24 protein-coding genes are annotated in these 24,586 nt (G+C 64.0%); 4 read left to right on the top strand and 20 right to left on the bottom strand.

Annotated elements, in window-relative coordinates:
- The 4 genes from RCI06_RS01410 to RCI06_RS01425 all read right to left on the bottom strand — a co-directional run.
- Window positions 1-188: hypothetical protein (locus RCI06_RS01410; protein WP_306573766.1), on the bottom strand; the 188-nt coding region annotated here is incomplete at its 3' end.
- 13 nt (window positions 189-201) lie between these two features.
- A complete protein-coding gene (locus RCI06_RS01415; RefSeq protein ID WP_306573768.1) occupies window positions 202-1,590 on the bottom strand; it encodes a lipopolysaccharide biosynthesis protein in 1,389 nt (462 codons plus the stop codon).
- Between the two features lie 34 nt (window positions 1,591-1,624).
- The gene (locus RCI06_RS01420; RefSeq protein WP_101552257.1) at window positions 1,625-2,125 is read right to left on the bottom strand and encodes a small multi-drug export protein; all 501 of its coding nucleotides are present in this window, start codon (window positions 2,123-2,125) and stop codon (window positions 1,625-1,627) included.
- Between the two features lie 313 nt (window positions 2,126-2,438).
- Complete coding sequence (locus tag RCI06_RS01425; protein ID WP_306573770.1) at window positions 2,439-3,245, bottom strand: amidohydrolase family protein; 807 nt, start codon at window positions 3,243-3,245, stop codon at window positions 2,439-2,441.
- Window positions 3,246-3,421: 176 nt separating this feature from the next.
- Between RCI06_RS01425 and RCI06_RS01430 the strand changes: the two genes are divergently transcribed.
- On the top strand, window positions 3,422-5,971 hold the full coding sequence (locus RCI06_RS01430; RefSeq protein WP_306573772.1) for a heavy metal translocating P-type ATPase: 2,550 nt from the start codon (window positions 3,422-3,424) through the stop codon (window positions 5,969-5,971).
- A 1-nt stretch (window position 5,972) separates the two neighbouring features.
- Window positions 5,973-6,236, top strand: a complete 264-nt coding sequence (locus RCI06_RS01435) for a metal-sensing transcriptional repressor (protein WP_101552251.1) — start codon at window positions 5,973-5,975, stop codon at window positions 6,234-6,236.
- A gap of 51 nt (window positions 6,237-6,287) precedes the next feature.
- Here RCI06_RS01435 and RCI06_RS01440 read toward each other — a convergent pair whose 3' ends face one another.
- Together RCI06_RS01440 and RCI06_RS01445 are read right to left on the bottom strand one after the other, a co-directional pair.
- Complete coding sequence (locus RCI06_RS01440; RefSeq protein ID WP_306573774.1) at window positions 6,288-7,088, bottom strand: class I SAM-dependent methyltransferase; 801 nt, start codon at window positions 7,086-7,088, stop codon at window positions 6,288-6,290.
- Between the two features lie 35 nt (window positions 7,089-7,123).
- Window positions 7,124-7,915 carry an HAD-IIA family hydrolase gene (locus tag RCI06_RS01445; RefSeq protein WP_121586081.1) on the bottom strand — a complete coding sequence of 264 codons (792 nt, stop codon included), beginning with the start codon at window positions 7,913-7,915 and terminating at the stop codon, window positions 7,124-7,126.
- Between the two features lie 459 nt (window positions 7,916-8,374).
- Between RCI06_RS01445 and RCI06_RS01450 the strand changes: the two genes are divergently transcribed.
- Entirely contained in the window at window positions 8,375-9,766 is a 1,392-nt protein-coding gene (locus tag RCI06_RS01450; protein WP_121586080.1) for a short-chain fatty acid transporter, read from the top strand.
- 32 nt (window positions 9,767-9,798) lie between these two features.
- On the top strand, window positions 9,799-11,274 hold the full coding sequence (locus tag RCI06_RS01455; protein WP_306573776.1) for an amidase family protein: 1,476 nt from the start codon (window positions 9,799-9,801) through the stop codon (window positions 11,272-11,274).
- A 59-nt stretch (window positions 11,275-11,333) separates the two neighbouring features.
- On the opposite strand, the gene RCI06_RS01460 is transcribed toward RCI06_RS01455, so the two are convergent.
- The 14 genes from RCI06_RS01460 to RCI06_RS01525 all read right to left on the bottom strand — a co-directional run bounded on the left by RCI06_RS01460 (window position 11,334) and on the right by RCI06_RS01525 (window position 24,579).
- Entirely contained in the window at window positions 11,334-11,756 is a 423-nt protein-coding gene (locus RCI06_RS01460) for a DUF2000 domain-containing protein (RefSeq protein ID WP_306573778.1), read from the bottom strand.
- A complete protein-coding gene (locus RCI06_RS01465) occupies window positions 11,723-12,655 on the bottom strand; it encodes a DMT family transporter (protein WP_306573864.1) in 933 nt (310 codons plus the stop codon). Before RCI06_RS01465 ends, RCI06_RS01460 begins: the two co-directional genes overlap by 34 nt.
- Before the next feature lie 7 nt (window positions 12,656-12,662).
- Window positions 12,663-13,475 (bottom strand): AraC family transcriptional regulator, encoded by an 813-nt coding sequence (locus RCI06_RS01470; RefSeq protein WP_306573780.1) that lies wholly within the window; start codon window positions 13,473-13,475, stop codon window positions 12,663-12,665.
- A gap of 139 nt (window positions 13,476-13,614) precedes the next feature.
- Entirely contained in the window at window positions 13,615-13,956 is a 342-nt protein-coding gene (locus RCI06_RS01475) for a phenylpyruvate tautomerase MIF-related protein (RefSeq protein ID WP_306573782.1), read from the bottom strand.
- A gap of 24 nt (window positions 13,957-13,980) precedes the next feature.
- Window positions 13,981-15,162 (bottom strand): phosphopentomutase, encoded by a 1,182-nt coding sequence (locus RCI06_RS01480; protein ID WP_276872532.1) that lies wholly within the window; start codon window positions 15,160-15,162, stop codon window positions 13,981-13,983.
- 12 nt (window positions 15,163-15,174) lie between these two features.
- Window positions 15,175-16,131, bottom strand: coding sequence for an ABC transporter permease (locus RCI06_RS01485; RefSeq protein WP_306573784.1), 957 nt, complete (start codon window positions 16,129-16,131; stop codon window positions 15,175-15,177).
- Window positions 16,115-17,194, bottom strand: a complete 1,080-nt coding sequence (locus tag RCI06_RS01490) for an ABC transporter permease (RefSeq protein WP_158595549.1) — start codon at window positions 17,192-17,194, stop codon at window positions 16,115-16,117. Before RCI06_RS01490 ends, RCI06_RS01485 begins: the two co-directional genes overlap by 17 nt.
- Window positions 17,184-18,713 (bottom strand): ABC transporter ATP-binding protein, encoded by a 1,530-nt coding sequence (locus tag RCI06_RS01495; protein ID WP_306573787.1) that lies wholly within the window; start codon window positions 18,711-18,713, stop codon window positions 17,184-17,186. The genes RCI06_RS01490 and RCI06_RS01495 overlap by 11 nt, the downstream gene beginning before the upstream one ends.
- A 5-nt stretch (window positions 18,714-18,718) precedes the next feature.
- A complete protein-coding gene (locus RCI06_RS01500; protein WP_101552227.1) occupies window positions 18,719-19,531 on the bottom strand; it encodes a nucleoside phosphorylase in 813 nt (270 codons plus the stop codon).
- Window positions 19,532-19,564: 33 nt separating this feature from the next.
- Window positions 19,565-20,386, bottom strand: coding sequence for a nucleoside phosphorylase (locus tag RCI06_RS01505; protein WP_276872533.1), 822 nt, complete (start codon window positions 20,384-20,386; stop codon window positions 19,565-19,567).
- A gap of 108 nt (window positions 20,387-20,494) precedes the next feature.
- Window positions 20,495-21,595, bottom strand: a complete 1,101-nt coding sequence (locus RCI06_RS01510) for a BMP family ABC transporter substrate-binding protein (RefSeq protein ID WP_242970868.1) — start codon at window positions 21,593-21,595, stop codon at window positions 20,495-20,497.
- Window positions 21,596-21,651: 56 nt separating this feature from the next.
- On the bottom strand, window positions 21,652-22,968 hold the full coding sequence (locus RCI06_RS01515) for an amidohydrolase family protein (RefSeq protein ID WP_306573789.1): 1,317 nt from the start codon (window positions 22,966-22,968) through the stop codon (window positions 21,652-21,654).
- 27 nt (window positions 22,969-22,995) lie between these two features.
- Window positions 22,996-23,655 (bottom strand): deoxyribose-phosphate aldolase, encoded by a 660-nt coding sequence (deoC, locus tag RCI06_RS01520; protein ID WP_276872535.1) that lies wholly within the window; start codon window positions 23,653-23,655, stop codon window positions 22,996-22,998.
- A gap of 27 nt (window positions 23,656-23,682) precedes the next feature.
- A complete protein-coding gene (locus RCI06_RS01525; RefSeq protein ID WP_306573791.1) occupies window positions 23,683-24,579 on the bottom strand; it encodes a dihydrodipicolinate synthase family protein in 897 nt (298 codons plus the stop codon).
- Window positions 24,580-24,586: the final 7 nt, after the last annotated feature.

Below are 24,586 nucleotides of genomic sequence, written 5' to 3' on the forward strand. Positions count from 1 at the left end.
GAAAGCTGCCGCAGGCCGCCTGAACCAAACGTTTTGAGGGTTTCCAAAGGGAACTGATAAAAAAGGAGATCGGGTTGGGCCGCGAAACCGGTATGCGGGTTCCCTCCGGCACGGGCGGCGTGTGCGGAAAGCTGCCGCAGGCCGCCTGAACCAAACGTTTTGAGGGTTTCCAAAGGGAACTTTTTCAAAAGTTCCCTTTGGCTACCGCTTCTTCAGAATTTTCTGCGCGTTGGCGAGCATCTGGCGGAAATTGAGGGCGAGCAGGAGGGCGCAGAGGAGGGCCTCGGGCAGGATCCAGCCGGCCTCAAGGTTGAGGAGCACCCACGTCTGGCCGAGAAGGATGGCGAGATTGAGCAGCAGCTTGAAGGGGCTCCAGTGGAGCTTGATGAAGCGGCGGGTGTCGACGATGCGCACGGCAAAGACGATGAGGTAGCTGGCGAAGGTGGCGAAGGTGCCGCCGTTGATGCCGAAGCGGGGGATGAGCAGGGCGTTGAGGATGACGTTCGCGCCCGCGCCGAGCGCGGTGGTGACGAGGGTGGCGACGCTCTTCTTCTCGGTCATGTAGATGCTGCCCAGGAAGGTGACGAAACAGGAGAAGGAGGTGGCCAGCAGCAGGAAGGGGGTATACTTCCACGACTCCAGGTATTCGCCGTGCGCAAGAATGTGGATGACGAACTTGCTGAAGAGCAGCAGGCCCGAGGCGGCGGAGAAGATAAACGCCTGATAGGCGGCGAAGACGTTGCTGAAAAAGCGGGTGCGCCCGGGGCCGTCCTCGGTGAAGGCGGACATCTGCCAGGCGTCGGTGAAGATGCCGGAGAGCAGGTTGATGATCGTGGGGACCTTGTAGGCGATGGTGAGCAGGCCGTTTGCGTCCGAACCGATGTAGTATTTGATGAAATAGGTGTCGGAGGCGTTGGTGACCCACCAGAAGATATTCGCGGGGATGAGGGGGACGGCATAGCGCAGCATCGAGCCGAGCACCGACCAGTCGCAACCCCGGAAACGGATATACCGGCGCAGGCCCGCGATAGTGAAAAGGAAGACGGAGGAGAGGAAATCGGCGGCGATGGTGGCGAGCAGGTACCCTGTGAGGCCGAGGTGGAACACCACCAGAAAGATGATGTTGAAGGTGATGACCAAAATGGTGCTGAGCACCCCGTCGAAGGCATAGAGCTTGATGAACTGCTTGGCGCGCACGAACTGGGCGCAGAGGGAGCGCATGCAGGAGGTGAGCACATAGAGGTAGACGAGCGGCGCGCCGCCCTCGAGCATCTCGACGCGGGAGAGGAGCGGATAGAAGGCGAGCAGGAGCACATACCCGGAAAAAATGGCGGTGAGCGCGCCGGTAAAAACGTCCCGCTTGTCGGTGGCGCGGTCGATGCCGAACCGGATGATGGCGTTGGACATGCCGATCGACGCGAGCGGGATGATCAGGTTGGCGGTCTGTGCGAGCAGGTTGGCGTCGCCGAGTTCTCCCGGAGCAAGCACGCGGGTATAGAAAGGAACGAGCAGAAAAACAAGCACCTTCGAGCTGAAGGTGCCGACTGCAAAGATCAGCGTGTTGGAGAGCAGCTTTTTATACTTGTCCACACCGCCGTCCCCTTTCCGTTCATTTGACCAGCCGTCAGAAGAGATTCAAAAAGCCGAGCAGCCCGTAGGACCCCACCGTCATGATGACCCCGGCGATCAGCACGCCCAGCGTGATCGAGAGCAGCGCGGGGCGCATACGCATCCCGAGCAGCGCGGCGATCGCCGCGCCCGACCACGCCCCGGTGCCCGGCAGGGGCACGGCCACGAAGAGGCAGAGCCCGATGGACTCGTAGCGGGTGACCTTGTCCGACTTTGCCATGAGCCGGTTTTCGATGCGGGTGGAAAGCCCGGAAAGCAGGCGCGTGGACTTGAGCCAGCGGAAGAGCGGCCTGCCGAAAAGCACGATAAACGGGACGGGCAGCAGGTTGCCGACGACCGAGATGACAAAGACGGTCGGCCAGTCCATCCCAAAGAGCGCGCCGAGCGGAATGGAGCCGCGCAGCTCGATGAGCGGCACCATCGACACGAGGAAGAGGGCAAGCTCGCGGCCCGCGCCTGACAGGAACTCAAATAACTGCTGGGTGAGCTGCTGCATAAAATCCTCCGAAAGCCCGGATAAACCCGGATAAAAATACCATTGCAGAATCATATTATAATCAAATTATGTGCAAAAGACAATGGAATATTGTAAATTCGCGCGCCGCGCCGGAATTTCCGTGCAAAAAGACGAAGCCCCCGCCCGTAGGGCGGGCGGGGGGATGGATATGCTTGCGGCAAACCGCACGGCGGACCCGCCAAAGGTTTTGAGGGCCCGGGGGACCGTTTTTCAGCTCTGCCGCATGGGCCGAGCGGACGGCGGCGCGGGGCGGCGGGCCTGTTAAAAGTTTTCGGGGTCCAGGGGGACTTTTTCAAAAGTCCCCCTGGGGCAGCAGCCTCTCGGCGTTCCTCCACTTGATGTCCTCGAGTTCCTCCCCGGTAAGGCCGAGGCGCTCGAGCATACCGAGCTCGTTTTCAACGGTGTTCCAGGGGCAGTCGGTGCCGAAGAGCACGTGGTCGGCGCCCTTCTTGCGGATGAGGCGGAGGTACTCGCCCGGCTCGAGGTAGACGGAGCTCATGGCCGTGTCGAAATAGACGTTGGGCAGATCGCAGAGATACCGCTCGGCGGGTTCCGTCTGGCCAAGCGCGCCCATGTGCGCGGCGACGAGGGCGAGGCGCGGGAAGGCGCGCGCGACGGCCGCGATCTGGCCGGCGGGCGCGAAATTCTCTCTGCTGACGGGGTCGCGCCCCGCGTGCAGCAGGAGCGGCAACCCCGCTTTTTCGATGGCGGCGTAGATTGGAAAATACGCCTCGTCCCCGAAATAGCACGCCTGATAGGCGGGGTGCAGCTTGACGCCGCAGAGGCCGGCGGCCTTGATTTCGGCGATCTCGTCGGCCGCGCCGGGGTCCTTCGGATGCACGGTGCCGAAGCAGAGCATGTTCGGGTTGCGCGCCTGCACCTCGGCGGCGAAGCGGTTGACGGTCTTCTGCTGGCCGGGTTTGGTGGCGATATGCAGCACGACGGCGCGGTCCACGCCCCAGGCGGACATGGCGTCGAGCGCGCCGCGCTCGGTGCCGTCGGTGTGGTAGGGGCTGTCATAGGCGATGTGCGAGAGGCGCGGCAGCGTCTTTGCGGCGAGCGCGTCGGGGAAGATGTGGGTGTGAAAGTCGATGAGCATGGTGTTTCCCCCTATAAATCCGGATGGTTCCGGGAATCTTAGATAAGGCAGAGTTTATTATACATCATCGCGTTACCGATGTAAAGCGCGCAAACCCCTTGACAAGTGGATAAAATCGGTATAGAATAACAGCAGACCCACCCCCACCCCCGGGGGGTATCGAAAGGATGAAAGCCATGAAGCAAAAATTCGATGTGACGGGCATGACCTGTTCCGCCTGCTCGGCGCACGTGGAAAAGAGCGTGGCGAAGGTCCCGGGCGTCCGGTCGGTGACGGTCAACCTGCTCTCCAACAATATGGCGGTCGACTACGACGAGACGGCCTCGAGCGACGCCGCCGTCATCCATGCGGTCGAGGAAGCCGGCTACGGAGCCTCGGTGCACGCGGGCGCGGCTTCGTCCCGCCCGCAGGCGAAGGCAGCGCCAGCCGCCGACCCGATGGCGGCCGAGATCGCCAACATGAAGCGGCGGCTGATCGTCTCCTTCGTTTTCCTGATCCCGCTTTTCTACATCTCGATGGGGCATATGATGGGCCTGCCGCTGCCCCATTTCCTGCACGGGACGGAAAACGCGCTCGTCTTCGCGTTCACCCAGCTGCTGCTGACGCTTCCGATCGCCTACGTCAACCGCAAATACTACCAGGTGGGCTTCAAGACCCTCTTCAAGGGCGCGCCCAACATGGATTCGCTGATCGCGATCGGCTCGGCGGCGGCGATGATCTACGGCGTGGTGGCGATCTACATGATCGGCTGGGGGCTCGGGCACGGCGACACCGCCCTGGTGGAGCAGTATTCGATGGATCTCTACTTCGAGTCGGCGGGCATGATATTGGCGCTCATCACGCTCGGCAAGTTCCTCGAAACCCGCTCGAAGGGCAAGACGAGCGAGGCGATCACCAAGCTGATGGACCTCGCGCCCAAGACGGCGCTCGTCGAGCGGGAGGGCGTCGAAGCGGAAATCCCGGTCGAGGAGGTCGCGGTGGGCGACCTGCTGATCGTCAAGCCGGGCGCGAGCATCCCGGTTGACGGGGAGATTACCGAGGGCAGCGCCGCGGTCGACGAATCGGCGATCACCGGGGAGAGCATCCCGGTGGACAAGGGCCCGGGCGACCGGGTGATCGCGGCGACGATCAACCGCTCCGGTTACTTCAAATTCCGCGCCACCAAGGTGGGCGCGGACACCACCCTCGCGCAGATCGTCGCGCTCGTTGAGGACGCGGCCAACTCCAAGGCCCCCATCGCCAAGCTCGCCGACAAGGTGAGCGGCGTGTTCGTGCCGGTGGTCATCTGCATCGCCGTGATCGCCGCCGTGACCTGGCTGCTGCTCGGGCATACGGTGGAGTTCGCGCTCTCGATCGGCATCGCGGTGCTCGTCATCTCCTGCCCCTGCGCGCTCGGCCTCGCTACCCCGGTGGCGATCATGGTCGGCACCGGCAAGGGCGCGGAAAACGGCATCCTCATCAAATCCGCCGAGGCGCTCGAGACCGCCCACACGATCGACACCGTCGTGCTCGACAAGACGGGCACGATCACCGAGGGCAAACCGCGCGTCACCGATATCCGGACGGCGGATGGCCTCTCCGAGACGGAGCTGCTGACGATCGCCGCCTCGGTGGAAAAGCCGTCGGAGCACCCGCTCTCCACCGCGATCGTCGAAGAGGCCGCACGGCGGAACCTCTCTCTGCGCGCCGTGACGGGGTTTGAAGCGGTCGCGGGGCAGGGCGTCGCGGCCGAGGTGGGCGGCGTCCGCTACCTCGCGGGCAACCGCAGGATGATGGAGGAAAACCGCATCGAGCTCGGCGGCTTCGCTGAAAAGGGCGAGACCTTGTCAGGGGAGGGCAAGACCCCCCTCTACTTTGCCGGCGAGGGCAAGGCGCTCGGCGTGGTCGCGGTGGCCGACACGGTCAAGCCGACCAGCCGCGCGGCGATCGAGGCGTTCGGGCAGATGGGCGTCGACGTGGTGATGCTCACCGGCGACAACAAGCGCACCGCGGCCGCCATCCAGAAGCAGCTCGGCATCGGCCGGGTGGTGGCGGAGGTGCTCCCGCAGGACAAGGAGCGGGAGGTCGCCAAGCTGCAGGAGCAGGGCCGTAAGGTCGCGATGGTGGGCGACGGCATCAACGACGCGCCTGCCCTCACCCGCGCGGACGTGGGCATTGCGATCGGCGCGGGCACCGACGTGGCGATCGAATCGGCCGACGTGGTGCTCATGAAGAGCGACCTGCTCGACGCGGTGACGGCCATCGACCTGTCGCGCGCGGTCATCCGCAACATCAAGCAGAACCTCTTCTGGGCGTTCTTCTATAACTCGATCGGCATCCCGCTGGCGGCGGGCGTCTTCTTCTCGGTGTTCGGCTGGAAGCTCAATCCGATGTTCGGCGCGGCGGCCATGAGTTTAAGCTCGGTGTGCGTCGTCTCGAACGCCCTGCGCCTCAAGCTGTTCCAGCCGCGGAGGGCCGCGGCTTCCAATACAAATAGTAATCAGCAAGAAAAAATCAACCCAAAGGAGGAAATCATTTCCATGAAAAAGACGATGGTGATCGAAGGCATGAGCTGCGGACACTGCTCCGCGCGGGTGGAAAAGGCGCTGAACGCGCTCGACGGCGTGACGGCGAAGGTCGACCTCGAGGCCAAGACCGCCTCCATTGAGACGGAGGGCAGGGCGTCCGACGAGCAGTTGAAGGCCGCCGTCACCGACGCGGGCTACGACGTCGTCTCGCTGAGCTGACATGCGGGCGGACAGGGAACAGGTCGCCCGCCTGCTGCGCACGGCGCGCGGGCAGATCGACGGCATCCTCAAGATGGTGGAGGAGGACCGCTACTGCATCGACGTGTCCAACCAGATCATGGCGGCCGAGTCGATTTTAGGGCGCGCCAACCGGGAGGTGCTTCGCGCGCATCTTGAGGGGTGCGTGCGGGACGCGTGCGAAAACGGCGCGGCGGAGGAAAAGATCGAGGAGATCGCCGCGCTGCTCGACAAACTGGTGAGGTGACAAAAACCCCCGCCCCGGGTACCGGGGCGGGGGTTTTTCACCGCGGAGAACTCACTTCGCGCGGTCCTTTTCGGCGGTGAGCAGGAAGGAGAGGGGCAGCCCCCTCCCGTCGTAGGCGTCGGTCAGCCCGACGTCGTAATCGAACTCCCGCAGCTTTTCGACGCGCATCCCCGCCGCGCTGACCGCGCCGACGATGTCGGCCATCGTGTGCGAAAAGCTGGTGAAGGTTTTGGAGGCGTACCGCTCCGACAGGTAACCCATCCCCTCGTTTTCGAGCCAGGGCTCCCGGCGGAAATAGGAGTAGGCGACCCGGTCGGGGCGTTCCGGGTCGAAGGCGGGCTCGCCGGGCATGGGCAGCATGTTCATGAAGGGGTGGAAATCGTGGAGCAGAAACCGGCCGCCCGGCTTCAGGCAGTCCGCCGCCTTTTGGAAGAGCGGTCCCAGGTCCCGGAACCAGGTGATCGCCCCGATGGTGAAGAAGACGAAGTCAAAGCTACTGTGGAAGGTCTCCGGGATGTCGAGGATGTTGCAGGCGACGAACCGGCAGTTGCCGACGCCCGCCTTTTTCGCGGTTTCGGCCGCCTGCGCGAGGATGTTTTCCGCGATGTCGAAGCCGGTCCCGCTCGCCGCGCCGAGGCGCAGGAGGGAGAGCAGCTCGCGCCCGTTGTTGCAGCAGAACTGGGCGACCGCCCTGCCGCTCCAGTCGACGGACTCCAGCTCCCTTGCCACGTCCGCGCAGAAGAAGGGAAGACGTTCGTCGAGCAGCCGTTCGTGGTTGTTCTCGCCCCAACCGGGCTTCCGGTGCTCGAACGCCTCCTCCCAGGCGGCCTTGTTATTCTGGATATAGTCCATGTCGGTTCCTCCGTGCTCGTGTGATTTTCTCAAGTCTATTCGCGCAGCGCGTTCAGCAGCGCGCGCACGTCGGGGAACTGCCAGGTCGGCTGCCAGCGGGAGGCGGGGATGTCCTCCGGCTTCGCCTCGCCGGTAAAGACGACGGCGGTGTCCACGCCGGCGTTGACGCCGCAGGCGATGTCGGTGTAGAGCCGGTCCCCGACCACGAGCGTTTCGTCGGGGGAGAAGCCGGCGGCCCCCAGGCAGAGGTCGACCATCACGCGGTTGGGCTTGCCGATGAAGAGGGGCTCGCGGCCCACCGCGCAGCCGATCATTTTGCAGATCGCGCCGCAGTCGGGCACCGCGCCGAACCCCACGGGGCAGCAGAGGTCGGGGTTGGTGGCCAGGTAGTCGACCGGACGGGTGAGGAGCAGCTCGCAGAGGAGCTCCACCTTGCGGTAGGTGAGCTCGCTGTCAAAGCCGACGACGGCGCAGGCGATGCCCGGCTCGAGCGTCTCGGTCACATCGACGCCCGCCGCGCGCAGCTCCCCGGCGAAGGAGCGGGTGCCGAGCAGGAAGACCTTTTTCCCCGGGTAGTGGGCGCGCAGATGGATGGCCGCCGCGTAGGAGGCGGTGATGAAATTGCTTTCGTCGGTCTCGACCCCCATGCGCCGGAATTTTTCCATGTAGTCGCGGACGCCCTTGGTGGAATTGTTGGTGATGAAAATCGACTTGCCGCCGATCGAATCGATGTGGGAGAAGAGCTCGCGGCTTCCGTCGATCAGCGTTTCGTCGATGGCGACCGTCCCGTCGATGTCGAAGAGGAAGAGTTTCTTATCGGAAAGCATCTGTCACGCCCCTTTTGGGAATTGGTATTTTTTACAACGGTCCGAGACCATTATACCGCGAATGGGCGGATTTGCATAGTGGAAGCTCCACAAACTGCGAGTTGAAAAAACAGGCAAAATCCCGACTTTTTCTGGGGAAATTTTTGGAGGACTCCCCAAAATTGCGAAGGGGTGGATGGCGCGAATTGACAAGGAGGAAGATCGAAATTATAATTATTTACGTAAACGACAACGGTGTCGTGGAAATTTTTCCACGATGCCCATTTTTTTGTCGTTTCCGGCGCGCTGTACAAAGAGGAGCGGATGTGGTATGATGATTGTACAAAATAGGTTAATATTGTGATCAAAAATTATATAAATTGTCGAAAACTGGAAATTGCTTGTCTGTGTGTGGTCCTAACGGGGCGTAACGACGCGCCCCGATGGATAAATAAACAGAGAGAAAGAGGCGATGTTTTCATGGCGAGTGAGTCGAAACCGGTCCGCAGGGACGAAGGCAATGTCATCGCAAGGGTAGGTGCCTCCCTGACAAGATGGTCGATGAAGTACATGCCCGACCCGAGTATTTTCGCGGTCGTGCTGACCCTCATCGCGTTTGTCCTGGGCATTGTGGTCGCGCGGCAGACTCCGATGCAGATGGTTCAGAACTGGTACAAGGGTCTGTGGGAGTTGCTGGCCTTTGCAATGCAGATGTGCCTGATCATCATCACCGGATCCGCGGTCGCGGAAGCGCCCATCGCGAAGAAGGGCATCCGCAAGCTGGCCGGGATCGCCAAGAGCGGCAAGCAGGCCGCCTGGCTGGTCACCTTCGTATCCGTCCTGGCCTCCTTCCTGCACTGGGGCCTCAGCCTCATCGTGGGCGCGCTGCTGGCCAAGGAGCTGGCCAAGGAGCTGCGCATCAAAAAGATCCCGTTTGAGTACGGCCTGATTGCGGCGGGTGCGTATGTCGGCCAGATGACCTGGCAGGGGATGCTCTCCTCCTCCATCGGCCTGCTCATCGCGACGCCGGGCCACTTCCTCGAGGACCAGATCGGCGTCATCCCGATTTCCCAGTACATGTTCAACCCGATGAACATCATCATTACGATCGCGCTGCTCGTGCTGCCGCCGATCTTCGCCGGCATGCTGCATCCCAAGGAGGAGCATGTGAGCCCGCTCGAAAAGACCGCGATCGAAATGATCGAGCTGGAGAGCGAAGCGGTCGACGAGATGCCCGAGAACCCCTCCGTGGGCGACCGCCTCAACCACAGCCGCATCCTGGCCTATGCGCTTGCGCTGATGGGCGTGGTGTATATCGTCTACCACTTCGCGACCAAGGGCTTTGACCTCGATATCAACATGGTCAACGCCATCTTCCTCTTCGCCGGCATCATCATGCACGGCAACATCGCAAACTACATCCGTGCCGTCAAAAACGGCATCGGCGGCGTCAGCGGCATCGTCTTCCAGTTCCCGCTCTATGCCGGCATCATGGGCATGATCAAGTATTCCGGCCTCGTCGACATCCTCGCGACCGGACTCGTCTCGATCAGCACGCCCTTCACCTTCCCGCTGTGGACCTTCATCAGCGCCTCGATCGTCAACCTGTTCGTCCCCTCCGGCGGCGGCCAGTGGGCGGTTCAGGGCCCGATCGCGGTCCAGTCGGCGATGATGATGAACGCCGATATCATCAAGACCGCGCTGGCGGTCGGCTACGGCAACACCTGGACCAACATGTTCCAGCCGTTCTGGGCGATCGCGCTGCTCGGCGTCACCGGCCTGAAGGCGAAGGACATCATGGGCTACACCACCGCCATCATGCTGATGAGCGGGCTGATCTTCATCCTGGGCGTCCTCTTCCTGCCTGTTTGACGCCTCTGACCTGAAAGGGGGAACCTGCAGTTATGCCTTTTAATTTTAAGGAAACCACGGTCGCCGAGGTGCACCGCGCGATGCTGGCGGGGGAAGTGACCTGCCGCGAGCTCGTGGAGTACTACCTGGGGCGGATCGACGCGTATGACCAGAAGGGGCCCTGCCTCAACGCGATCATCCTCGTCAATCCCAAGGCGCTCGAGGAGGCCGACCGCCTCGACGCGGCGCTTAAGGAGAAGGGGCTGACCGGCCCGCTGCACGGCATCCCGGTCATCCTCAAGGACAACGTCGACACGGCGGATATGCCGACCACCGCGGGCTCGGAGAGCCTGCGCGGCTTTACGCCCGACGAGGACGCCTTCATCACCAGGCGCCTGCGGGAAGCGGGCGCGATCATCCTCGCAAAATCCAACCTGCACGAGTTTGCCATCTGGGGCGAGACGATCAGCTCGATCCTCGGCCAGACCCTCAACCCCTACGACCTGACCCGCACGCCGGGCGGTTCGTCGGGCGGCACGGGCGCGGCGATCGCCTCCGACTTCGGCATCCTCGGCATCGGCACCGATACGATCAACTCGATCCGCTCCCCCTCCTCCGCCTGCTCCCTCGTGGGCATCCGCCCCACCATCGGGCTGGTGAGCCGCAGCGGGGTCGTGCCCTATTCCTTCACGCAGGACACCGCCGGCCCCATCTGCCGCACGGTGGAGGACGCCGTGGCCGTGCTCGACGTGATCGCGGGCTACGACAGGAAGGACGACGAGACCGCCTGGTGCGTCGATAAGCTCCAGCAGGGCAGCTACGCCGAATACCTCAAGAAGGACGGCATTCGCGGCAAGCGGATCGGCGTGCTCGAGAGCTTCTTCGGCAAGAAGGACGTGCACGAGGAGGTCAACCGCGTCGTGCGCGCGGCGATCGAGGTCCTGCGCGAGCAGGGCGCCGAGGTCGTCCCCATCACCGAGGAGATCGACTCCGGCTGGCTCACCTCGAGCGTCAGCGTCCATCTCTACGACCTCAAGGACCACCTCAACATCTACCTGAACGCCCTGCCTCCGCGCGCCCCCGTCCATTCGGTGGAGGAGGTCATGGCGTCGGGCAAGTTCCATCCCGGCATCAAGGAGAACCTGGAGAAGGCGATGCAGCTTTCGACCGGCACGCCGGAATACAACCAGCGGCTGATCCTGCGCGCGCAGACCCAGACCAAGGTCATGAAGCTGATGGCCGACTACGAGCTTGACGCGATGGTCTACCCGCACCAGCAGCAGCTCGTCTGCAAGACGGGCGGCAGCCAGCAGCAGCGCAACGGCGTGCTCTGCTCGGTGACCGGGTTCCCGTCGATCGCGGTTCCCGCCGGCTACAGCACGCCGGACGAGAACGCCCCCATCGGCGTGCCCGTCGGCATGGAGATCATCGGCCGCCCGTGGAGCGAGCCCACCCTCATTGAGATCGCCTACGGGTTCCAGCAGGCCGCGCCTTTGCGCAAATCCCCGCCGACGACCCCCGACCTTTAAGGATCAAATGCACAACGCCCCCGTACCCGGCGCGCCGGGTACGGGGGCGTTTTTATTCGTTACCGCAGCAGCGGCAGGCTACCGGTGAGGCGGCTGACCTTTTTGGCGTCTCCGCAGATCGCCAGGCCGTAGTAGGTGAACTCCTCCGGGGAGGCCGCGGCGGCCCCGCTGATGTATTCGTCGTAGACGCGGCACCGCTGCGCCACATCGGAGAAATCGACGGTCAACAGGCCGGAAAATTCCTCCGTGCAAAGCCGCTCGCGCAGGTCGTGGAGCAGCGCGCGGTCCCCCTTCAGGATGGGGATGGGGGAGCCGGTGATGCCGGTGTGGACCCGGCCGGCCGCGTCGGCCACGTCCGGTCCGACGATCTCGGGGAAGCGTTTGCCCAGCGTGATCCCGAGGATGGCCGCCGTATTCGCGGCCACCCCCGCGGGCAGGGCCCCGTCGATCACCAGGACGCACTTTTGTCCGCTTTTGGACATACCGACACATCTCCCTTCCCTGGATTCCGTTCCGAGAGGACCAGCCCCGCCAGCGTCAGCAGGACGCCCCCGGCCGCAAGGGGGGTGATCCGTTCCCGCAGGACGATCACCGAGGTCGCGACGGTGATGACCGGCACGCAGTAGATGTAGACGCTCGTCTTGACCGCGCCGAGCCGCCGGACCGCGAAGTTCCAGGTGACGAAGCAGAGGGCGGAGGCCCCCAGCCCGAGGTAGAGGATGTTGAAAAGGAGCATGGGATTCGCAAAGCGCGCGAAGCCCCAGTGGAAATCGGTGAACAGCAGGGCGGGGAGCATGAAGAGCAGCCCGTAGAAGAAGACGCGGCGGGTGGCCTGGACTGTGGGGCAGCCGAACGCGGCAATGCGGCGGGTGAGGACCGCGTAGACCGCCCACACGAGGGCCGCGAGCAGGGCGAGCAGATCGCCGAGGGGGTTGAGGCGCAGGACGGCGGCCCCATTAAAGCTGATGAGCGCGATGCCCGCGAGCGCGACGGCAAAGCCGATGAAAAAGCCGCTCCGCAGCGGCTCGCCGTTCAGGAAGAAGTGGGCGAGCAGCGCGGTGAAGAAGGGCGCAACCGAAATGATGACGCCGACGTTGGAGGCGAGGGAGTAGGTCAGCGCGATGTTTTCCAGCAGGAAATAGAGGGTGACGCCCGTCAGCCCCGCAAAGAGGAAATACCGTTCCTGCTTCCAGCCGGTGGAGCGCAGGCGGCGGGGACAGATCACAAGCAGGGCGAGAAAGCCGATGCAGAAGCGAAAGAAGAGGATTTCAACGGGGGCGAAGTCGCGGAGCAGTACCTTGGTCGAGATAAAGGTGGTACCCCAGATCAGGATGGTCAGGGCCGCCGCGAGGTGGCCCTGGACGGTTTGCTTTGGCAAGATGGTTCCCTCATTTCTCACGGAAAATCTCCCGGTACTGACCGGGCGTCAGGCCGATGAAGCGCTTGAAGGCGTTGGTGAAGTGGCTCTGGTCGGTGAAGCCGCTGGACATGGCGGCTTCGATCGGCTGCGCGCCCTGTTCGAGCAGTTCCTTCGCCTTGTTGATGCGCACCGTCAGCAGGTACTGGTAGGGGGTGATGCCCCGCTCCCGCGTGAACGCCCGGAGCAGGACGAATTTATTCATGTCCGCCGCCTTTGCCAGCTCATCGAGGGAGACCGGCTCGGCGTAGTGCGCGTCCACGAAGGCGCGCACCCGCTGGACGCCCGCGTTTTCCGCCTCGGGACGGCCTGCGGCCGGCTGGGCGTAGCGGCCCACCACCCGCTCGATCAGGAAGAGGAATGCCTCCTCCTTGGCAAAGTCGGCGCTGCCCTCCATGATCATCTCGTGGACCTCCCGCAGGAGCAGGGCCTCCTCCGCCTGGAGCGCGACCGGCTCGGAAAATTCGGGCAGCCGGCGGCTGCCGGTGATCTCCTCCATGACCGATTCCATCACCGCCTCGGGGATGTTGAGGCAGCGGAAATCGAGCGCCCGCTCGTCCACCTGCTCGCACTCGTGGTTTTCGCGCGGGTTTAAAAGCAGCATATCCCCCGACACGAGGATGTAGTCGCGGTTTTTGCAGGAGAGGTGGCGCTTGCCGCTCTCGATAAACCCCACCACGTAGTGGTCGTGGAAGTGGTTGGGAAATTTCTGCATCAGGCCCTGGAACTGGTAGGCCTCGATCTTCAGGTCGCTATCGTAACAGACGCGGCGTTCCTCCGCCATGGCGATCCCTCCCGGTTTCGGTCTGTCCCCTATCATAACACCCGGCGCGGAATTTGTCTTGTATCAAATTGACGGAATCCCCGGTTTCGGCGCAGGAAAAAAGCGGCACGCCGAAGGCGTGCCGCTTTTTCGCGTCCGTTCAGTGGAGGGTGCCCCGCGAGCCCCAGGTGTCGAGATCGACCATCGCGAAGTAGACCTGTGGGATTTCCAAGCCGAGCTGCTCCTTCATCAGGGCGTAGAGCGCCTCGATGTACGCCCTCTGCGCTTCGATGGGCAGGGGCTTCTGGAAGACCGTCTCCAGAAAGGCGCACTCGGCGATCTCGCCGCCCCGGTAGATTTCGCAGCCCGCGTCGATGCGGATCATGGCGCGGTCGGCGGGCTTGCCGGGCAGGAGCCGCACGCAGTCCGCGATTCCGGCGGAAAGGGCGGCCTTCTGCGGCGGGGTAAGCGCCTTGGTGGTGCTGAAATGCAAAAAGGGCATGGTGAAAACTCCTTTCGCTGGATATTAAGGGGTGACTTCCGGCAGGAAGGAGGTCCCGGCCGGGAAATCGTGGATGTCAAAGCGGTCGGCGACCGTCGCGGCGATGTCCGCGAAGGTGCCGCGCACGTGCAGGTTCACGCCGCTTTTGAGCCGCGGGCCGTACACGAGCAGGGGGATGTATTCGCGGGTGTGGTCGGTCCCCTTGGTGGTGGGGTCGCAGCCGTGGTCGGCGGTGATGAGGAGGATGTCGTCCTCCTTCAGGAGCGCGAGGATTTCGGGGAGCTTTTCATCGAAATATTCGAGCGCCTCGGCATAGCCCCGGGCGTTGTTGCGGTGGCCGTAGAGCATGTCGAAGTCCACGAGGTTCACGAAGAGCAGCCCGTCGAAATCGCGTTCGAGGTATTTAAGGGTCGACGCGATCCCCTCCCGGTTGTTGCGGGTGTGGTCGACCTCGGTGATGCCCACGTTATTGAAGATGTCCTCGATCTTGCCGACCGCGATGACGTCGCGCCCGGCGTCCTTCAGGTACTCGAGGACGGTTTTGCCCGGCGGGTCGATCGAAAAGTCCTTGCGGTTTTCGGTGCGGGTGAAGCCGGTCTCGGGGGAGCCGACAAAGGGGCGGCAGATGATGCGGGAAACGGTGTCGTCCCCCATCAGCAGCTCGCGGGCGATGCGGCAGATCTCGTACTGCCGTTCGAGGGGGATAATCTGCTCGTGCATGGCGATCTGCATAAGGCTGTCCGCCGAGGTGTAGATGATCGGGCGGCCGGTGCGCATATGCTCCTCGCCGAGCACCTGGATGATCTCGGTGCCGGAGGCGAGGTAGTTGCCGATCACCCCCACGCCGATGCGCTTTTCCAATTCGTCGGTGATCCGCCTGGGGAAGCCGTCCAGAAAAATCTTGTTCGGCTTTTCCACGAGCAGGCCGCTCATCTCGAAGTGGCCGGTGGTGGTGTCCTTGGCGGGGGCGAACTCCCGGCACTTGCCGTAGTTCGCGCGGGGGGCGTCCACCCCCTCAAGCCCGAGGCCGTCGATGTTATAGAGGCCGAGGGCGCGCAGGTTGGGGACGCGAAAGCCGCCCATGTTTTTTTCCGCATACTCCTTGACGTGGCCGAGGGTGAAGACCCCCTCGTCGCCGAACGCGGCGGCGTCGGGCAGGGCGCCCACGCCCACGCTGTCAAGGACGATCAAAGTAACCCTGGACATAAAATCCTTCCTTTATGATAGATTGTGGCTCCCAACCGAGAGGGGGCGCAGATGGAACCGGCCGTCCTGCCGGAGCTTGGTGGAGACGGAGCTGATCGTGAGGACTACGAGGGCCAGCACGTAGGGCAGCATCGAGATGATCGACGAGGGGATGCCTGTGCCGAGCAGCTCCACCCGGATGCCGATGGCGTCCGCGAAGCCGAAGAGCAGGGTGACGAGCGCCACGCCGATGGGGTTGGAGCCGCCGAAGACGACGGCGGTATAGGCGGTGAAGCCGCGCCCTGCCACCATGCCCTCCGAGAACTCCGAGAGGATGGTGGTGGAGAGGTAGGCCCCCGCGAGCCCGCAGAACGCCCCCGACAGGAGCACCACGCTCCAGCGGATGCGCGCGGGGGAGATGCCGGCGGATTTCGCCGCGCCCTCCGACTGCCCGAGGGCGGTCACCTTGAGGCCGTATTCCGTCCGCCGCAGCAGAAAGCGCATGACGAAGATGAGCGCGATCGTGAGCAGGACGACGTAGCTCTGGTTATTGAGGAACGCGTTGACGAAAGGGATGCCATCGAGGAAATCGAGGTGGAAGAGGGGGAGCTTCTGGATGTTCGAGAGGCGGTAGAGCCCCTGGGTATTGAAGACGGCCGCCATCAAAAAGGTGGTGAGCCCGCCGCTCAACAGGTTCATCGCGATGCTCGCGATGATGTGGTTGGCCCGAAAGCGCACGACCGCCAGTCCGAAGATCGCGCTGTAGAGGGCGGTGCCGGCGACGGCGCCCAGCATCCCGAGCCAGACGTTGCCGCCGCACTGGTCCGTCACGGCCACGCAGATGAAGCAGCCCACGGTGATGAAGCCGTCGATGGCGAGGTTGGTGATGCCCGCCTTGTCGCAGAGCAGGCAGCCGAATGCCGCCAGCAGAAGGGGAGTGGCCACCCGCACGGCGGCGGCCCACACGCTCGCGTTAAACAGCATTTCCATGGGTCTTTCGCTCCTTCCTTCTGCGGATGAATTTGAAGCCGACGTCCGCGCTGATTGTGAGGATGATGATGGCCATGATGATCTCGGTGACGATCTGGGGCACGCTGGTGACCCGCTGCATGATGCTGCCGCCGTTCTTGAGCGCGCCGAAGAAGAAGCCCGACAGGATGACGCCGAGGGGGTTGTTGTTGGCGAGCAGCGCGACCACGATGCCGTCGAACCCGATGTCGGGGTTGAAGGCGGCGATCAGCTTGTGCTGCACCGCCGTGACCTCCATGGCCCCGATGACGCCGGCCACCGCGCCGCTGAGCGCCATGACCTTCAATATGATGCCGTTGGGCTTCATACCGCCGTAGCGGGCGAACTGCTGGTTGGTGCCCACGAGCTTGATCTCATACCCCAGCGTGGTTTTGAAGAAGAGGAAGGCGGCGATGAGCGCGACGATGACCGCCAGGTAGATGCCGACGCTCGCCGAGGAGGCGCCGAACGCCCCCAGCTTGGGCATCCAGAGAGCCTCGGGGAGGGTACGGCTCGCGTTCATCTGGGTGATCTTTTCCGGGTCGCGCATCACTTCGGCTGCCATGAACTCGGTCAGCAGCTGGCCGACGAAGTTGAGCAGCAGAGTGGTGACGACCATGTCGGTGCCGAAATAGACCTTCATGAGCGCCGGGATGAGCGCGAAGAGCGCACCCGCCGCCGCCCCGGCGAGAAAGACGGGCAAAAGCCCCAGCCTGCCGGTCGTCTCCGGCAGGGCCAGCGCGATCCAGGTGGAGGCGATCGCCCCCAGGTAGATCTGCCCGTCCACGCCGAGGTTGAAGACCTCGGCCTTGAAGGGGATGCAGACCGCGACCCCCGCCAGGATGAGGGGGGTGGCCCAGCGGATGGTGCCGGCCAGGTCGCGGGTGAAGGCGCGCCCCAGCCCCTGGAGCACGGCGGCGGGGTCGTAGCCGGAGACGGCGAGGAAGATCATGACGATCACGATTGCGACCAGCATCATCGCCACCTGGCGGCCGACCGCTTTGCCCGCGCCGCGTATGCGCTTGGCCCAAAGACTATTCTTCATCGCGCACCTCCCGGCGTTTCGCGCCCAGCATGTATTCGCCGATCTCATATTCGTCCGCCTCGCCGCGCAGGAACTGCCCCACAAGCTCCCCCTCGTACATGACGACGATCCGGTCGGAGAGGGCGAGAATCTCGTCGAGTTCGGCGGAGATGAGCAGGATGCCCCTGCCCTCGTCGCGCAGCTCGCCCAGCTTGCCGTGGATGTATTCGATCGCACCGATGTCCACGCCCCGCGTGGGCTGCGCCGCGATCAGCAGCTCGGGCGACGATTCGAACTCCCGCGCGAAGACGACCTTCTGCATGTTGCCGCCCGACAGGGTGGAGAGCGGATAGGTCGCGTCAGGGGTCTTGACGAGGAAGCTTTTGCAGAGCTCCTCGGAAAAGCGGGAGATCTTCGCGTGGGAAAAGACGCCGCGCTTTGAGTAGGGCGGGGTGTAATAGCGGTTGAGGATGAGGTTTTCGCTGATCGTGCAGCTCTTGGAGACGCCCGTTTTGAGGCGGTCCTCCGGCACGTGCCCGATCCCCTTCTGCCGCCTGCGGCGGATGGAGTCCCGGCCGATCTCGCGGCCGCAGAGGCGGACGCTGCCCGCCTCAAGGGGGATCATGCCCGCTATTGCCTCCGCAAGATCGGACTGGCCGTTGCCCTCGACCCCCGCCACGCCGACGATCTCGCCGCGCCGCACCGAAAGGAACACGTCGTGCAGCGGCATTCGCCCGGGCCGGGGCGCGGTGCGCACCTCCCGGAGCTCGAGCACCTTTTCGCCGGGCGAAAAGGGCTTCATCGGGACCTCGGTGGCGACCTCGCGCCCGACGATCAGTTCGGAGAGCCTGCGTACGTTCATTTCGGAGGTCTCGCCCGCGCCGGTGACGACCCCCTTGCGCATGATCGTGACCCGGTCGGTGACGGCCAGGACCTCCTTGAGCTTGTGGGTGATGAAGACGATCGTGCAGCCCTGCTCCCGGAGCTTTCGCATGATGTTCAAAAGCCCGTCCGTCTCGGCGGGGGTCAGCACTGCGGTGGGCTCGTCGAGGATGAGGATTTTTACCTGCCGGTAGAGCGCCTTGAGGATTTCGATCCGCTGCTTTTCGCCTACCGAGATCTGGCTGATCTTCGCGCCGAGGTCCACCTTGAGGCTGTAGCGGTCCATAATTTCGGTGATCTCCCGGGCGGCGCGCGTCTCGTCGATCGAAAGCCCCCTGCGCGGGGTGCGGCCGAGGATGATGTTGCGCAGCACCGTCTCGTCGGGCATCAGCATGAAGTGCTGGTGCACCATGCCGATGCCGCGGCGGATGGCGTCCATCGGGGAGGAGATTTCACACTCCTGCCCGAAAATTTTGATGGTCCCCTCGTCCGGCTTCACCATGCCGTAGAGGATGCTCATGATGGTGGATTTGCCTGCGCCGTTCTCCCCGATCAGGCCGTGGATCTCGCCCTGCCCGATGCGGATGGAGACGTCGTCGTTGGCGATGACGCCGGGGTAGCGCTTGGTGATGTGGAGAAGCTCGATTGCAGAGGGCATGGACCTTACCTCCCGAACTCGCCCCGCTCATCCCACTCCTTCAGGATTTTGAGTGCCTCGGATGCAGCCAGGCAGGCTTTTTCCTCGCCGTTGTTGTAGGCAAAATTGTTGTTCTTGCGCGCCGCGACCACCGAAAGGACCGCCGCGATGCGCATGCCGTGCAGATAGCCGATGATAAACTGGCCGGCCGTGTCCATCTCGAGCACCTTGACGCCCTGCTGCTCGATGTCGGGCATGATGTCCTTCGCCCAGGAGGGCCAGTAGCTGTCCGGCTCGTCGCCGAGCGGGCGGCCCTGCCCGAGGTAGAAGGAGCCCGCGGTGTATTCGAGCGCGAGCCCGTAGCGGAAGCCGAGCCGCTCGCACGCCTCCGCCAGCGCCATGACCATGACGGGATCGGCGAAGGAGGGGAATTCGGGGTCGATGTAGCACTCGGAGGAGCCGTCCCGGGCGATGCACGCCACCGGGATGAGCAGGTCGCCGTTTTCAAAATTGGGGTCGATGCAGCCGGTGGTGCCCACGCGCAGAACGGTGTGCACGCCGGATTTTTTCAGTTCGTTTAAGCAGATCTCCGCGCTGAGCGCGCCGATGCCGGTGGAGGTGGTGCCCTGCTCCATGCCCTGGTAGACGCCGCGTTTGGAGATGTAGTGGCGGCTGTGGGCCACATCCCGCACGTTTTCCCAGTTGGCGGCGATCTTTGCGGTGCGCTCGGGAGAACCGGGAATGATCACATAGCCGGGCATGTCGCCCTCCCGCAGGTGCAGGTAGTAGGATCTCCCGTCCTCCGTCTTCGGGTCGAGTATCTGATCGAGTTTTTTCATAGTCGGTCCCCTTTCCTGTTTCTCGGTTCCGCCTCAGGCGTAGAGCGTGCGGATGGTTTTTTCGGTGTCCGTCTCCCGCAGGATGCGGATCGCCTCGCTCGCGATGCGGCAGGCCTTCTCCTCGCCGCCGTTGTCGCCCCAGGCTCCGGTGACGCGGTTCGCGTTCACAGCCAGTACCGCGCCCATGCGCATCTTGTGCAGGTAGCCCATGACCAGCTCGCCGGCCGTTTCGTTGTCGATCGCCACGACCTTCGCGTTGCGCAGACGGTCGACGACGTTCGCAGCCTCGGGCGGGAAGAAGCTCTCCTCGTCCCCGTCGAGCGGACGGCCCTGGCCGACGTAGTAGGAGCTGATCGAGCAGACCACGCCCATCGTGTAGCGGTAGCCGAGCCGGCGGCAGGCCTCGATGAGGGCCTTTACGACGCGGGGGTCGGCGAAGGCGGGGAACTCGGGCTTCACGTAGTGGGTCACGGCGCCGCCCTTCCGCATGCAGGCGGCGGGGATGATGATGTCACCGAGGTCGAGGTCGGTGCGGATCGCTTCGGCGCAGCCCACCTTGACGCAGGTGTGCACGCCCACCTTCTTGAGCTCGTTGAGGCAGATTTCCGCCGGCTGGCAGCCGATGCCGGTGGAGGTCATCGCCATGTCGAAGCCCTCATAAACGCCCGTCACGGTGCGGTATTCGCGGTTGTAAGCGATCTCCTTCGTATCCTGCCAGACGGCGGAGATGTGTTCGGTCGCGGCCTGGTCGCCGGGCAGGACGACGTAAGGGGGGACGTCCCCCTTGGCGAGACGCAGGTGGTAGACCTTTCCGTCGACGGTCGGCGCGGTTGCCTTGCTAGCCTGATTTGCCATAACAGTTTACCTCCCGGAAAATTTGATGCGGACGGCGGGGCCGCCCCGTTTTTTTGAAAGCGGCCCTGCGCCGCGCTCGAACGCGGCGCAGGGCCCGCCGGGGGATGCCTATTCAGCCGCGATGCGGTTCCAGTCGGGCGCGATGGGGTCGAACTCGACCACGAGCTCGCCCGCCTTGATCTTCGCCTCGATCTCCTTGCCCTTGGCGATGGCGTCCTTGAAAGCCGCGGCGTATTCCGCATTGTCGGTGCGCTCGGGGAAGGAGTCGTACGCCTCCCAGTAGAGGTAGTAGCCGTCATTGGTGATGTCGCGGATGCCCTGCTGCCCGCCGGGGAAGTTCCCGTCGACGACCGCCTGAATCGCGTCGTAGACGGCGGTGCCGTAGTTCATCTTGATCGTGCCGACGAAGTTTTTGCTTGCGTCGGTGTAGTCCATGATGCAGCTCATGACGAAGACGTCCTTGCCGGTCTCGTTCACCGCCTCGATGATGCCCGCGTCGGGGGCGGCGCAGTCGCCCTGGATGACGTCGCAGCCCTTGTCGATCATGGCGAGCGCGACCTCCTTGGCCTTGGCGCTGTCCTCATAGCTGGCATAGGCAAATTCCACCACCGCGTCGGGGTTGGCGTCGCGCACGCCGCGCATGAAGCCGTTGCCCTCGGCGTTCGGGCCGGGCTCCTCGCCGCCGACGATGAAGCCCACGCGGTTGGTCTTGGTGGCCAGCCCCGCGATGTAGCCGTCGACATAGAAGGTGGTCTGGCCGCGGAAGACGGCGTCCCACAGGTTGGCGACCGGCTCCTCGGGGGTGTTGATCTCCTGGAAGATGGCGGCGTACTTGGTGTCGGGGAACTCCTGCGCCACCAGCTTGGTCGCGTCGGACATGTAGCCGAAGGTGGTGATCACGAGGTCGTAGCCCTCCTGCGACATGCTGCGGATGTCCTCCTCAAAGGAGGCGGGGGAGGATTCGATCTTTTTGAACTCCACGCCCAGCTCGGCGGCGGCGCGTTCGCCCGCGGCGGCCATGTCGTCCATGGGGCCGTTGTCGCCGAACTTCTGGTTGCCGATGAGTACGACGCGCACGGCGTCCCCGCCGTCCGCCGCGGGAGCGGCGGAATCCGCCGGGGCTGCTTCGCCGGCGGGCTTGCCGCCGCAGGCCGCCAGCAGCGTCAGGATGAGGCAGAGGCTTAAAACGGTAGAGATGAGCTTTTTCATAATTTCCTCCTTGCAGGCGTTTTGATAAGGTTCCTGTTGTCATGGGGGCGGGGGGTTCAGTCCGCCCCGAGGGCTTTTTCGGAGACGGCGGCGACCCGCCGCTGAATCTCCCCGAGGTCGAGTCCGGGGATGCGGCGGTCCTGCACCAGGCGGCGGCCGCCGACGAACACGTCGGTCACATCCGCGCCGGTGGCGCAGTAGACGACGTTGGAACTCACGTTTTCGGCGCGCCCCGTCAGCAGCGGCGTCATGTGCGGGCGGGAGGCGTCCACGAGGATGAGGTCGGCCAGCTTGCCCTGCTCGATGGTGCCGAGCTCGTTTTCGAGGCCGAAGAGCTTCGCGCCGTTCACGGTGGCCATGTCGAGCGCGTCGTGCGCCGTGAGGGTGCGTACCCCGCCGTGCAGGCTGTGGACGAGCAGCAGGCATTTCATCTCGCGGAAGAGGTCGTTGGAGTTGCTCCACATGGCGCCGTCGGTGCCGAGCGCCACGGTTACCCCCGCCTTCAGAAGCGCGGGGATAGGGGCGAGTCCGTCGGCGATCTTCATCTCGCAGATGGGGGTGTTCACCACCTTGGCGCCCCGCTTTGCCATCAGCGCGATCTCCTCCCCGTCGAGGTAGACCGCGTGGGAGCCGATGTATTTTTCCGTCAGCAGGCCGCAGCGGTCGAGCGCCCTGACGGGGCTTTCGCCCATCCGCTCCACCGCGGCCGCGTGGCGCCAGGGGGTCTCCGCGAGGTGGCTCGTGAAATGGCAGCCGCTCTTTTCGACGATCTCCCGTACCCGGCGCAGGCGCTCCCGGGTGAATTCCTCCTCCGGCAGCGTGCCGAGCAGGGGGATGAGGCCGTACTCCCGGCAGCGGGATTGGAAGGCCTCGAGCATCCCGTCGGTCAAAAACCCGTCCGAACGGTAAAAGTCGTATCGCACATCCTCCGCCGGCGCGCCGCGCAGGCCGATCTTCGCAAACGCCTCCTGCGAGAGGGGCCCGAGGCTCCAGTACATGTTCTCCACCAGCATCGTGGTGCCGCTGAGCAGCGCCTCGGCATAGGTCAGCAGGCGGGCGTGGTAGCGGTCCTCGTCGGTGACGCGGTCGTAATACCAGTTGTGTTCCGCAAACCGCTCCATCTGCTCGCCCAGCGTGGTGTTGTCCGCGCCGCCCTTGGCAAAGCCCATATCGCCGTGGCAGTGCCCGTTCACGAGCCCGGGCATCACGATCTTTCCGCGCGCGTCCACAAAGGCGCGCCCGTCCGCCGCCGTGAGCGGATGGGGCCCCGCATAGGCGATGCGGCCGTCCGTTATGCCGACGCTGCCCGAAAGGGGCTTGTAGCGGTCGTGGGCGGAGATGATCACGCCGCCGGATATCACGGTATCAAACATCTTCTTCTCTCCCACAGAAAGCAGGGATTATTCCGGAATCCCCTGCAGAATGGTCAGGCTGGCCGAGACGCCCAGCCGGTCGGCGCCCGCTTCCACCACGGCCGCCGCGTCCTCGTAGGTGCGGATCCCGCCGGAGGCCTTGACCTGCAGCTTGGAGCCGACCACGCCGCGCATGAGGGCGACGTCGTGAGGGGTCGCGCCGCCGGTGCCGAAGCCGGTGGAGGTCTTGACAAAGTCCGCTCCCGCGCGCATCGCAAGCTCGCAGGCGGTCTTCTTCTGATCGTCGGAGAGGTAGCAGGTCTCGATGATGACCTTTGTGAGGGTGCCCGCTGCGGCGTCCACAACGGCCTTGATGTCGCGGTAGACAGTCTCGTCGTCGCCCGCGAGCAGGGCTCCCACGTTGATGACCATGTCCACCTCCTCGGCGCCGCGCCGGATGGCGTCCTGCGTCTCGAACGCCTTCACCTCGGGGGTGTTCGCGCCGAGCGGGAAGCCGATGACGGTGCAGACCCTGACGCCGCTGCCGTCCAACAGGCGCCTGGCCTGTTCGATGTTGCAGGGGTTGATGCAGACCGACGCCGCGCCGATCTCGAGCGCCTCCCGGCAGATCTGCTCGACCTGCGCGGGGGTGGCGGTCGCCTTGAGAATCGTGTGGTCCATCATTTTGGCTAACTGTTTTCTGTTCATATCCGGTCCTCCTTGGCCTTGTTTTGGTTAAAGCATCTCCTGTTCCTTCAGGATGGTTACGATTTTTTGTTTGTCGGACTCGCTTACCTCGCTCAACGGGGCTTTTATCCGGCCGAGCGGCGCGCCGACAAGTTCGCCGACGAATTTGTAGGCCGCCATAAAGGGCCCGATCTTCATCGCCTGGCGCACGCGCAGGATCTTTTCCTGCATGGCCCTCGCGGTCTCCCAGTCGCCCCTGTCGATCGCCCCGCAGATGCCGACGATGAGCTTGGGGAAGATGCAGGTTAGCAGGGAGAAGACGCCCACGCCGCCCAGCAGGCTCGTCGTGAGGATTTGCGCGTCGCTGCCGGCCATCAGTTCAAAGTGGCGGTCCCTGCCGATGAGGCGCAGCATCGTCTGCTGGTGGATGATGTCCTGCGTGCTGTCCTTGTAGCCCCACAGGTTGGGGACCTCGGAAAAGAGCCTCCCGATGAGCTCGGGGGAGAGCTTGTTGCCCGTCTCGGGGGCGTTGTAGAGATAGACGGGCAGCTTGGTCTGGCCCGCGATCCCCGCGAAGTAGCGGTAGAGACCCTCCTCGGTGTATTTGTAGACGAGGGGCGGCGTAATGATGATCGCGCCGCACCCGCATTCCTCATACCGCTTCATGCAGTCCACGGCCATGTCGACGCTGTTGTAGATTAGGTTGCCGAGCACGGGAATCCGGCCGTCCGCGGCCTTGACGGCCCTGCGCACCGCTTCCACGCGCTGCTCGGTGGGGAACATGAGCGCCTCGCTCGCGAGGCCGTTGACAAATACGCCGGTGATGCCGTTTGTGATCAGGTATTCGATCTCCTCTTCGAGCAGCGCAAAGTCAATCCGCCCGTCGGCTGTGAACGGCGTGATGACCTCTGAGGCGGGCCCGTGGAACAAGAGCTCCTTTTGCATGGTCTGC

The sequence above is a fragment of the Anaerotruncus massiliensis (ex Togo et al. 2026) genome, from assembly GCF_030825285.1.
GTDB classification, from domain to species: Bacteria; Bacillota; Clostridia; order Oscillospirales; family Ruminococcaceae; genus Anaerotruncus; species Anaerotruncus massiliensis.

Bases quoted from the DNA above. Each gene is read 5' to 3' on its own strand.
- RCI06_RS01420 (WP_101552257.1), bottom strand. From the start codon at position 2,125: ATGCAGCAGCTCACCCAGCAGTTATTTGAGTTCCTGTCAGGCGCGGGC.
- RCI06_RS01425 (WP_306573770.1), bottom strand. From the start codon at position 3,245: ATGCTCATCGACTTTCACACCCACATCTTCCCCGACGCGCTCGCCGCA.
- RCI06_RS01430 (WP_306573772.1), top strand. From the start codon at position 3,422: ATGAAGCAAAAATTCGATGTGACGGGCATGACCTGTTCCGCCTGCTCG.
- RCI06_RS01435 (WP_101552251.1), top strand. From the start codon at position 5,973: ATGCGGGCGGACAGGGAACAGGTCGCCCGCCTGCTGCGCACGGCGCGC.
- RCI06_RS01440 (WP_306573774.1), bottom strand. From the start codon at position 7,088: ATGGACTATATCCAGAATAACAAGGCCGCCTGGGAGGAGGCGTTCGAG.
- RCI06_RS01445 (WP_121586081.1), bottom strand. From the start codon at position 7,915: ATGCTTTCCGATAAGAAACTCTTCCTCTTCGACATCGACGGGACGGTC.
- RCI06_RS01450 (WP_121586080.1), top strand. From the start codon at position 8,375: ATGGCGAGTGAGTCGAAACCGGTCCGCAGGGACGAAGGCAATGTCATC.
- RCI06_RS01455 (WP_306573776.1), top strand. From the start codon at position 9,799: ATGCCTTTTAATTTTAAGGAAACCACGGTCGCCGAGGTGCACCGCGCG.
- RCI06_RS01460 (WP_306573778.1), bottom strand. From the start codon at position 11,756: ATGTCCAAAAGCGGACAAAAGTGCGTCCTGGTGATCGACGGGGCCCTG.
- RCI06_RS01470 (WP_306573780.1), bottom strand. From the start codon at position 13,475: ATGGCGGAGGAACGCCGCGTCTGTTACGATAGCGACCTGAAGATCGAG.
- RCI06_RS01475 (WP_306573782.1), bottom strand. From the start codon at position 13,956: ATGCCCTTTTTGCATTTCAGCACCACCAAGGCGCTTACCCCGCCGCAG.
- RCI06_RS01480 (WP_276872532.1), bottom strand. From the start codon at position 15,162: ATGTCCAGGGTTACTTTGATCGTCCTTGACAGCGTGGGCGTGGGCGCC.
- RCI06_RS01485 (WP_306573784.1), bottom strand. From the start codon at position 16,131: ATGGAAATGCTGTTTAACGCGAGCGTGTGGGCCGCCGCCGTGCGGGTG.
- RCI06_RS01490 (WP_158595549.1), bottom strand. From the start codon at position 17,194: ATGAAGAATAGTCTTTGGGCCAAGCGCATACGCGGCGCGGGCAAAGCG.
- RCI06_RS01495 (WP_306573787.1), bottom strand. From the start codon at position 18,713: ATGCCCTCTGCAATCGAGCTTCTCCACATCACCAAGCGCTACCCCGGC.
- RCI06_RS01500 (WP_101552227.1), bottom strand. From the start codon at position 19,531: ATGAAAAAACTCGATCAGATACTCGACCCGAAGACGGAGGACGGGAGA.
- RCI06_RS01505 (WP_276872533.1), bottom strand. From the start codon at position 20,386: ATGGCAAATCAGGCTAGCAAGGCAACCGCGCCGACCGTCGACGGAAAG.
- RCI06_RS01510 (WP_242970868.1), bottom strand. From the start codon at position 21,595: ATGAAAAAGCTCATCTCTACCGTTTTAAGCCTCTGCCTCATCCTGACG.
- RCI06_RS01515 (WP_306573789.1), bottom strand. From the start codon at position 22,968: ATGTTTGATACCGTGATATCCGGCGGCGTGATCATCTCCGCCCACGAC.
- deoC (WP_276872535.1), bottom strand. From the start codon at position 23,655: ATGAACAGAAAACAGTTAGCCAAAATGATGGACCACACGATTCTCAAG.
- RCI06_RS01525 (WP_306573791.1), bottom strand. From the start codon at position 24,579: ATGCAAAAGGAGCTCTTGTTCCACGGGCCCGCCTCAGAGGTCATCACG.